The sequence below is a fragment of the Nocardiopsis lucentensis DSM 44048 genome, from assembly GCF_000341125.1.
Classification (GTDB): Bacteria; Actinomycetota; Actinomycetes; order Streptosporangiales; family Streptosporangiaceae; genus Nocardiopsis; species Nocardiopsis lucentensis.
The window spans coordinates 1-8450 of the sequence record NZ_ANBC01000627.1; the positions used below are offsets into that span (position 1 = coordinate 1).

General features: G+C 69.3%; 7 protein-coding genes. 4 read left to right on the forward strand and 3 right to left on the reverse strand.

Annotated features, from left to right (window positions below):
* Positions 1-89: 89 nt before the first annotated feature.
* From rpsR to D471_RS0122485, 3 genes are all read left to right on the forward strand, one after another.
* On the forward strand, positions 90-326 hold the full coding sequence (gene rpsR, locus D471_RS0122475) for a 30S ribosomal protein S18 (RefSeq protein ID WP_013155832.1): 237 nt from the start codon (positions 90-92) through the stop codon (positions 324-326).
* A 28-nt stretch (positions 327-354) separates the two neighbouring features.
* The gene (gene rplI / locus D471_RS0122480; RefSeq protein WP_017600709.1) at positions 355-801 is read left to right on the forward strand and encodes a 50S ribosomal protein L9; all 447 of its coding nucleotides are present in this window, start codon (positions 355-357) and stop codon (positions 799-801) included.
* A 200-nt stretch (positions 802-1001) separates the two neighbouring features.
* Positions 1002-1835 (forward strand): peptidoglycan recognition protein family protein, encoded by an 834-nt coding sequence (locus D471_RS0122485; protein WP_026127978.1) that lies wholly within the window; start codon positions 1002-1004, stop codon positions 1833-1835.
* A 126-nt stretch (positions 1836-1961) separates the two neighbouring features.
* Here the strand turns inward: D471_RS0122485 and D471_RS0122490 are convergent, their stop codons facing one another.
* Both D471_RS0122490 and D471_RS0122495 read right to left on the reverse strand, forming a co-directional pair.
* Positions 1962-2483 carry a MepB family protein gene (locus tag D471_RS0122490; protein WP_017600711.1) on the reverse strand — a complete coding sequence of 174 codons (522 nt, stop codon included), beginning with the start codon at positions 2481-2483 and terminating at the stop codon, positions 1962-1964.
* Positions 2484-2600: 117 nt separating this feature from the next.
* Positions 2601-3950, reverse strand: a complete 1350-nt coding sequence (locus D471_RS0122495; RefSeq protein ID WP_017600712.1) for an MATE family efflux transporter — start codon at positions 3948-3950, stop codon at positions 2601-2603.
* Positions 3951-4299: 349 nt separating this feature from the next.
* On the opposite strand from D471_RS0122495, the gene dnaB reads away from it, so the two are divergent.
* Entirely contained in the window at positions 4300-6900 is a 2601-nt protein-coding gene (gene dnaB / locus D471_RS0122500) for a replicative DNA helicase (RefSeq protein ID WP_026127979.1), read from the forward strand.
* Positions 6901-7012: 112 nt separating this feature from the next.
* Here the strand turns inward: dnaB and D471_RS35605 are convergent.
* Positions 7013-8450: ATP-binding cassette domain-containing protein (locus D471_RS35605; RefSeq protein WP_017600714.1), on the reverse strand; the 1438-nt coding region annotated here is incomplete at its 5' end.

The following is an 8450-nucleotide window of genomic DNA, read 5'->3' on the forward strand; positions in this document are numbered from 1 at the left end:
CGGTGCCCGCCCGAGGGCGCCGAGCCACCATCCACTTGTCACAGACCATCCCCGGGAGGACCCCGGGGCTCTTGCGAAGGAGCACCACGATGGCCAAGCCGGCAGCTCGCAAGCCCAAGAAGAAGGTTTGCCTCTTCTGCCAGGAGAAGCAGTCCTACATCGACTACAAGGACACCACGCTTCTCCGTAAGTTCATCTCCGAGCGCGGGAAGATCCGCGCCCGCCGCGTCACGGGTAACTGCACCCAGCACCAGCGCGACGTCGCGACCGCGATCAAGAACGCGCGCGAGGTGGCCCTGCTGCCCTACACCAGCACCGCTCGCTAGCCGGGATTTTCCGAGGGAGGTTTTTGTCGTGAAGCTGATCCTGACCCACGAGGTCAACGGTCTCGGAGCCCCCGGCGACGTCGTCGAGGTGAAGAACGGCTACGGCCGCAACTACCTGCTGCCCCGCGGGTTCGCCATTCGGTGGACGCGTGGCGGCCAGAAGCAGATCGACCTGATCCAGCGGGCGCGCTCCGCGCGTGACATCCGCAGCCTGGACGAGGCCCGCCAGGTCGCCGGTCAGGTCGGTGCGCTCACCGTGCGTCTCAAGCAGCGCGCCGGTGAGGGCGGTCGTCTGTTCGGTGCGGTCAAGCCCGCGGACATCGTCGAGGCCGTGAAGGCCTCCGGCGGTCCCGAGCTGGACAAGCGCCGGATCGAGATCAAGAACCCGATCAAGTCCGCCGGTGCCCACAAGGTCCAGGTCCGCCTGCACCCCGAGGTCTCCGCGCAGATCAAGCTGGACGTCGTCGGCGTCTGAGCCGATCCGTCCGACTCGTCGGTACCCCGCTTCTCCACGGGAGAGGCGGGGTACCTGCGTTTCAGGGCCGCTTCACGCGCGGGGTGCCCGAGACACGCCAAGGAACCGGAACGCACTCTTTAGTTACTCATTGTAACTTATCGTGTTCTCTGTGTTGGTATCACGCATAGTGACACCCCGCACGGAGAGGACGACGAACCATGTCCGTTCACAGACGACCCACTCCTGACCATCCACCACTCGTGGATCGCAGAACCATGCTCCGAGGGTCCGCCCTGGCGGCCGGGGGAGTGCTGCTCGGTGGAACGATGGCCGTGTCCGCGACGGACACGGCCATCGCCGCGGTGCGGCCCAAGGTGTACAAGCGGTCCGACTGGGGGGCTCGGCGGCCCAAGACACCGGTCGACATCCTCGGCCACCCGCCGACCCACATCGTCGTGCACCACACGGCCACGTCCAACACGTCCGACATGTCGAAGTCGCACGCCGCCGCGCTGTCCCGGGCGATCCAGCGGCACCACATGGACAACAACGGGTGGAACGACACCGGCCAGCAGCTGACGATCAGCCGGGGCGGCTACATCATGGAGGGGCGGGACAGGTCGCTGCCGTCGATCTGGAACGGCGGACACGTGATCGGGGCGCACACCGCCAACCACAACTCGCACACGATCGGGATCGAGAACGAGGGCCTCTACAGCTCGGCCAAGCCGCCGGGGGAGCTGATGGAGGCGCTGGTGGAGACGTGTACCTGGCTGTGCCTCGTCTACCAGCTCAACCCGGCCGACGCGATCGTCGGCCACAGGGACTTCAACGCGACCGCGTGCCCCGGCGACCGGCTGTACGCGATGCTGCCCGAGCTGCGCAGGGACGTGGCGTCCAGCCTGCGGGAGAAGCTGCGGCACCTGAGCCGGGTCGCCGGCACCGAGCTGACGCTGGAGGAGCTGCCCACCTATCCGCCCACCCCGAACGGGGAGCGGAGCATGCCCTTCTACCACGGTCCGGCCCTGGGAGAGCTCGACACGTCCGCCTGACCGCCCCGTGACCCGGGCGGACGTCCGGGGGCCGGGGACACCCCTCACCCCAGGCTCCCGACGGCGGTCGACATGTGGTGATCGCGCTTTGTCGTCTTGTCGAGGTGTGGGCACGGCGTGCCCCGTCTACGGGTGGTAGAGGGCGCGGGCGCGCGTCAGGTCGGCATGCCCGGTCCGGCCGAGGCTGAGGAAGTAGTTCACCTGCCATGCCTGGACGCCCCGGGCCCGCCGGTTGGTCGTGGTCACCCACGGCGGATAGACGCGGAATCCGCGCTTTCCTCCGGAGCCGTCACGGGAGACGATGCCGCGTTCGCACAGCACCTCGCGCGGGAACACGAACTGCCCGAAGCCGTCGCCACGGCTGCTGACGACGAAGAGGTCCACCCCGTCGTCGGTGTCGAAGGGGCGGATCGGCCCCTCCTGAGACCGCTGCCACACGGTGACGAACTGGCCCGCCTTCGTCGGGGTGGTCTTGGCCACGCGGAACCGAACCGAGCGCCCGTCGAGCGTGAACGCGCAGGCCGCGTACTCGGCGCTCTCCGGTTCGGGGGCCGGTGGCGAGCAGGTGAAACCGCTGGGGTCGTACACCGACGCCTTCGCCGCCAGCAGGTCACCGTGAAACCCCGCCCACGGCTCATTCGTCACCATGCCGCCAGTCTGCCATCACGCCCGGGGCCATCACCCCGGGCGGTCCAAGGAAGACGGGTGCCCGTGCACCCGGACCTCGACCCTCGCACCGGGTGCACGAGGGGCCCACGACGGGGTTCAGGAGCGGGTCGCTCCGGTGACCAACCAGGCCGTGCCGCGCGCTCGGACCCCGAGGGTGACCGCGCGGGCGAGGATCCATACCGCGAACGCCGTCCACAGGCCGATCAGCCCCCACAGCTCATCGGCCGCCAGTCGGGGCAGCAGCAGGGCGAACGGCAGGAAGACCAGCATCGTCCACAGCGACGCCCACGCCAGATAGCGCTGGTCCCCGGCGCCCATCAGCACACCGTCGAGGACCATGGTCACCCCGCTCAGGGGTTGCAGGAGGGCGGCGACCACGAGCGTGGCCATGATGAGGACGCGCACCTCGGGGTCGGCGGTGAACGGTATCGGGGCCCAGGGCAGCACGGCGAACACCAGCACCATGAACACCAGACCGAGCAGGACACCCCACTCGACCATGCGCCGGGTCGCGTCGCGGGTGCCGGGCACGTCCCCGGCGCCCAGGTACCGGCCGACGATCGACTGACCGGCGATGGCGATCGCGTCCATCGCGAACACGAGCAGCGCCCACACGTTGAAACTGACCTGGTGGGCGGCGATCGACTCGTCGCCGAGCCGCGCGGCCACGGCCGTCGTCACCAGGAGCACCACCCGCATCGACACGCTGCGCAGGAACAGCGCGAACCCCGCCGAGGCGGAGGCCCGCAGTCCGCCCAGGCTGGGCGCCAGGGACACCCGCTCACGGCGCGCGGCCCGGGCGATCATCGCGACGTACCAGAACGCCCCGCCCCCCTGAGCGATCACCGTCGACCAGGCCGAACCCGCGATCCCCCAGTCGAGGAGCAGCACGAACACCGCGCACAGCGCCGCGTTGCCCACGTACGACGCGACCGCGACCACCAGTGGGGTACGAGCGTCCTGGAGTCCCCGCAAAACACCGGTTCCCGCCATGACGATCAGCAGGAACGGTGTACTCAGCAGACTGATCCGCAGGTAGGTGAGCGCGTATGGGCGTACGTCCGCCGAAGCGCCCAGCAGGTCGACGAGCGCGGGCCCCAGCGGCCAGCCGACCGCGATGGCCGCCACACCCAGCAGGACGGCCAGCCAGAGGCCGTCGACCCCGTCCCGGATACCTCCGCGCACGTCCCCGGCGCCGAACTTGCGGGCGACCGCCGCCGTGGTCCCGTAGGCGAGGAAGATGCACACGGACGCCAGGGTCAGCAGTACCTGCCCCGCCACCCCCAGCGCGCCCAGGGCCTGGGTGCCCAGGGTGCCGACGATCGCCGTGTCGGTGAGCAGGAACAGCGGTTCGGCGACGAGGGCGAAGAAGGAGGGGACCGCCAGGGCGAGGATCTCGCGGTCATGGCGGTGGCGGAACGGGGCCGCCGAGAGGAGTTTCGGCATGACCCCGCCACAGTACCGGACAGGCGTTCGATGGGGATTGAGAGGTTGTCCACAACCCCGCCGAAGCCTGTGGATAACTTGTGGAAACGGGGGGCGTGAGACATCTTTCACGTCTCCGTCCACACTGTGTTTTCGCAGGTGGAAGTCGGTATGTGTGGATGTGGGGAAAGTTATCCACAGGTGATGTGCACAACCTCTGTCCCGGATGCCCCGCAGGGCACCGGAGATGGTGATAAAGGACGGGTACACAACCCGCTCCGCGGCGTCCCCGCTCTCGGCCATGCGGCATGCTGGAGAGGTCGGGCCGCGTCCGGACCCGACGCGAGGCACGTCCCCTGGGAGAGAGTTCGTGAGTGTTGCCGAGCCACCGCCCGAGACAGGCGGATACGAGCGCACACCCCCGCACGACATCCAGGCGGAGCAGAGTGTGCTCGGTGGCATGCTGCTCTCCAAGGACGCCATCACACAGGTCGTGGAGATCATCCGGTCCGCGGACTTCTACCGACCGGCGCACCAGATCATCTACGACTGCGTCGTCGACCTCTTCTCCCGTGGTGAGCCGGTCGACGCCATCTCCGTCAATGCCGAACTGACCAAGCGCGGCGAGGCCACCCGTGTCGGCGGCGCCACCTACCTGCACACGCTGACCGAGGCCATCCCGACCGCCGCCAACGCGGGCTACTACGCCAAGATCGTCTCCGACCGCGCCGTCCTGCGCCGCCTGGTCGAGGTCGGCACCCGGATCGCCCAGATCGGGTACGCGGGGGACGGCGAGGTGGACGACCTCGTCGACCACGCCCAGGCCGAGGTGTACAAGGTCGCGGAGAAGCGCACGGGCGAGGACTACGTCATCCTCGGCGACGTCATGCCCGGAGCCCTGGACGAGATCGAGGCGATCGGCGCCCAGGACGGCACGCTCACCGGTGTACCGACGGGCTTCGCCGACTTCGACGCCCTGACCAACGGTCTCCACCCCGGCCAGATGATCATCATCGCCGCCCGGCCGGCCATGGGTAAGGCCTTGGCGCTGGACACCCCGGTCCCCACTCCCGACGGCTGGACCACGATGGGTGACGTGGAGGTGGGCGACGAGGTGCTCGCCGCCGACGGCACGCCCACGCGGGTGGTCGCCGCCACCGAGGTGATGGTCGATCGTCCGTCCTACGAGGTCACGTTCGACGACGGAACCAAGGTCGTCGCCGACGCCGAGCACCAGTGGTTGACGGACACGCGAGCCTCGCGACGTGCGGCGCAGGAGGCGAGGAGCCGAGGAGACGCGACTCCCCGAGTACTTCCCGCCGTGCGCACGACCCGGGAGATCGAGCGGACGCTACGCCTGGAGACGGCCGACCGTCGACTGAACCACTCGGTGGCCAACGCCGAACCCCTGGACCTTCCGGAGAGGGAGCTGCCGCTTCCGCCGTACTTCCTGGGAGTGTGGCTGGGGGAGGGTGCCTCGGCCGCGGCTCGCGTCACCACCACCGACCCCGAGGTCCTCACCAACATCGAGGCCGAGGGCCTGGTGACCAAGCCGGTGGGGTCCACCGGAATGGCCTACGGAGTGTTCCTGCCGGAGGAGGACACCGCACCCGTCGAACGGGCGTGCGTGGTGTGCGGGACCCTGTTCACCCCCAAACTTCCGCACGTCCGAAGCTGTGGACAGTCCTGCGGTGGCAAGGCACGGTTCGTCTCCGATCCGGTTCCGCACACCAGTTGCGCGAACTGCGGCCGTCCGTGCTTCGGCCAGTCCCGGTGCCGTGACTGCATCCGCGACCACGGCAGCGTCCAGGCCCTGCTGCGCTCGACCGGCGTCCTCGGTGACAAGCACATCCCCGATCTCTACCTGCGTGCCTCACTGCGACAGCGCAGAGCCCTCCTGGCGGGACTTTTGGACAGCGACGGCAGCGTGAATGCCGATGGGTCGATCCAGTTCGCCGTCACCAATGAGCGTCTGGCGAAGGGTTTCCGAGAGCTCGCGCACAGCCTCGGGTACCGCACGGGGATGTTCGCCAAGCGGGTCGGCGGACGCTGTGAGGGCTCGTCCACCTGCTACACGATCACCTTCGGTTCACGACGCGAGGTCTTCGGGATCGAACGCAAGCGGGCGGAGCACCGCGAGCGCGGCGAGGGCCGAAAGTACCGCCGGATCGACTCCAGGTTCATCACCGACGCGCGCCGTGTGGACAGCGTTCCGGTCCGCTGTATCCAGGTAGAGCACCCGGACCACCTGTTCCTGGCGACCAGGTCCATGATCCCCACCCACAACTCCACGTTGGCCCTGGACTTCGCCCGGGCGGCGTCGATCAAGCACGACATGACCTCGGTCTTCTTCAGCCTGGAGATGGGGCGCAACGAGATCGTCATGCGCCTGCTCTCGGCCGAGGCGCGTGTGGCCCTGCACACCATGCGCTCCGGACAGATGACCGACGACGACTGGACCCGGCTGGCCCGCCGGATGGGCGAGGTGGCCAGTGCCCCCCTGTTCATCGACGACTCCCCGAACATGTCGATGATGGAGATCCGGGCCAAGTGCCGACGGCTCAAGCAGCAGCACGACCTCAAGCTCGTCGTGGTCGACTACCTCCAGCTGATGTCCACGCCCGGCCGGGTGGAGAGCCGTCAGCAGGAGGTCTCCGAGATGTCCCGGTCCCTCAAACTCCTGGCCAAGGAGCTCGAGGTCCCGGTCATCGCGCTCTCGCAGCTCAACCGCGGTCCCGAACAGCGAACGGACAAACGCCCACAGGTGTCAGATCTGCGCGAATCGGGATCAATCGAGCAGGATGCGGACATGGTGATCCTGCTCTACCGCGAGGACGCCTACGACCAGGAGTCCCCGCGGGCGGGCGAGGCGGACATCATCGTGGCCAAGCACCGCAACGGTCCCACCGCCGACGTGACCGTGGCCTTCCAGGGCCACTACAGTCGCTTCGTCGACATGGCGCCCGGGTAGAACCCGCGGTCGGAAGCCGGGGCGTGCCGGCGTGCGCCACGCCCCGGATATCGGTTGATCCCTGTCTCTATTTATGGCCAAGCCGATTTGTCGACAAAGAGTTACGTAGACATTACTGGGAGTGATGGTCATCGATGATGATCCCCTCCCGGAGTTCCAGATGCCGCCCGGTGAAGCGGGAGCGCGCCCAGCGGTCGTGCGTGACGACCACCAGCGCACCCGTGTAGCGGGTCAGCGCCTCGTCCAGGTCCTCCACCAGGCCGGGGGAGAGGTGGTTGGTCGGCTCGTCCAGGAGCAGCAGGTCATGGAAACCCGACGTCAGCCGCGCAACCTCGATCCTGCGCCGCTGCCCGACGGAGAGCTCGGCCACCGGCCGGTCCAGGTCCTCGGGGCGGAAGAGCCCGAGAGAGGCGAGTTCGTCCCGGTACTCGTCCGGGTGGCCGGGACGCCCCGAGGCGTAGGCGCCCAGGACCGTGGCGGCGGCGGGCGGCGGCGCCTCCTCCTGCCGCAGATGACCGACGCGTCCGGGCACGGTCACCGTCCCGGAGTCGGGGGCCAGCTCCCCCGCCAGCAGCCGCAGGAGCGTGCTCTTGCCCGCTCCGTTCGGGCCGGTGACCAGGACACGTTCGCCCTGGGCCAGCTCCAGGCGCGGCACGTGGATCCGGTGGCCGACCGACACGTCCTCCAGCACCGCGGCGGGCGTGCCGTCCGCCGCCGCGGCGGTGAAGTCCGCGGTCATCTGGAGCGGTACCGGAGGCGGCGCCACAGGGTTCTCCGCTAGCCGGTGCAGCCGCTCCTTCGCGATGCGGATCCGGCTCCGGGCTCCGTGGTCGCGGCCCCGGAGTTTGAACGCGCCGTGCCCGAAGGCGGCCTTGGCCATCTTGCGCGGGATGCCGTCGAGGCGCTGGGCGTTGGCGTCCGCGAGCCGACGCTGGCGTGCGACGTCCATCGTCCACTCCTCGTACTCGCGGATCCAGCGGGCTCGGGCGGCGGCCTTCGCCGCGAGGAACCCGTCGTAACCGTTGCCGTATCGGTTGATGCGGCGGGTGTCGTGGTCGACCTCCAGGACCGTGGTGGTCACCCCGGCGAGGAAGGCACGGTCGTGTGTGACGGCGACGACCGTGCCCCGGTGCCGTCGGAGCCGCTCCTCCAGCCAGGCGACCGCGTGGTCGTCGAGGTCGTTGGTGGGCTCGTCGAGCAGCAGGAGTTCGGGCGAGGCCGCCAGCATCGCGGCCAGGGCCAGCCGCGAGCGCTCCCCGCCGGAGAGTGTGCGCAGTGGACGGTCGCGTTCCAGGCCGGGCAGGCCCAGTCCGTGGAGGCCCGCCTCGACGCGGGCGTCGGCGTCGTAGCCTCCGCGCGCCTCGAACTCGGCGATGAGGTCACCGTAGGCCGCCAGTTCGTCGGGGGTGGCGGAGCCGAGGGTGGCCTCGGCCCTGTGGATGCGCGCCTCCAGATCGCGCAGAACGGACAGCGCGGCGTCGATGGCGTCCGAGACGGTGCCGGTCAGGACCCCGCCGGAGACCTCGTCCAGGGTCTGCGGCAGGGAGGCG

Excerpts from the sequence above, each read along its gene's own strand:
- D471_RS0122495 (WP_017600712.1), bottom strand. The coding sequence starts at position 3,950 with ATGCCGAAACTCCTCTCGGCGGCCCCGTTCCGCCACCGCCATGACCGC.
- D471_RS0122490 (WP_017600711.1), bottom strand. The coding sequence starts at position 2,483 with ATGGTGACGAATGAGCCGTGGGCGGGGTTTCACGGTGACCTGCTGGCG.
- D471_RS0122485 (WP_026127978.1), top strand. The coding sequence starts at position 1,002 with ATGTCCGTTCACAGACGACCCACTCCTGACCATCCACCACTCGTGGAT.
- rpsR (WP_013155832.1), top strand. The coding sequence starts at position 90 with ATGGCCAAGCCGGCAGCTCGCAAGCCCAAGAAGAAGGTTTGCCTCTTC.